The sequence below is a fragment of the Azospirillum isscasi genome (assembly GCF_030849505.1).
GTDB classification, from domain to species: Bacteria; Pseudomonadota; Alphaproteobacteria; order Azospirillales; family Azospirillaceae; genus Azospirillum; species Azospirillum isscasi.
The window spans coordinates 1-637 of the sequence record NZ_JAUJFI010000390.1 but is presented as its reverse complement, the minus strand read 5'-3'; the positions used below and the strand labels follow the sequence as shown (position 1 = coordinate 637).

Here is a 637-nt window from a genome sequence, read left to right as displayed (position 1 = left end):
TAGCCGTAGGGGAACCTGCGGCTGGATCACCTCCTTTCTAAGGAAACGCCGGCCCGTCCATCGGGCCCGCAGCCGACCCCACGCCGCCGCCGGCGCATCCCTTCTCACGGATCTCATCGTTGCCTCACCGCAACGAGGGGCTAGTAGCTCAGTTGGTTAGAGCGCGCGCTTGATAAGCGTGAGGTCGGAGGTTCAAATCCTCCCTGGCCCACCATCCATCAGGCGACACCGCGTGACACCATAGGGGGCATAGCTCAGTTGGGAGAGCGCCTGCTTTGCAAGCAGGAGGTCGTCGGTTCGATCCCGTCTGCCTCCACCAGTCCGCTGGTGTCGAGGCAAGGGTTCTCCGAGATCCGTAGGAAGGAACCACAACACGGCAACGTGAGCTTCGGGCTCCCCGACGGGGGACTGGAGCGGGATCATGGACAGTGTGAAGACGATTGTTAAGTGACCGAGGACAGACCTCGGGCCGCCTGGAGACGGGTGGTTCGATGGTCGATGCATCTTGCGGTGTTGCGAGTGCCCAGGGCTTGCCCCTGCGCGTGGCGCAACCGCTGAAGAGGATCAAGCGTCTGAAGGGCATCTGGTGGATGCCTTGGCACTGAGAGGCGATGAAGGACGCAGCACGTTGCGATAA

2 tRNA genes are annotated in these 637 nt (G+C 62.3%); both read left to right on the top strand.

Annotation, left to right across the window (positions count from 1 at the left end):
- The first annotated feature begins 137 nt into the window (after positions 1-137).
- Positions 138-214 (top strand) — tRNA-Ile (locus QSG27_RS29145).
- A 29-nt stretch (positions 215-243) separates the two neighbouring features.
- Positions 244-319, top strand: a tRNA-Ala gene (locus QSG27_RS29140).
- Positions 320-637 lie beyond the last annotated feature (318 nt).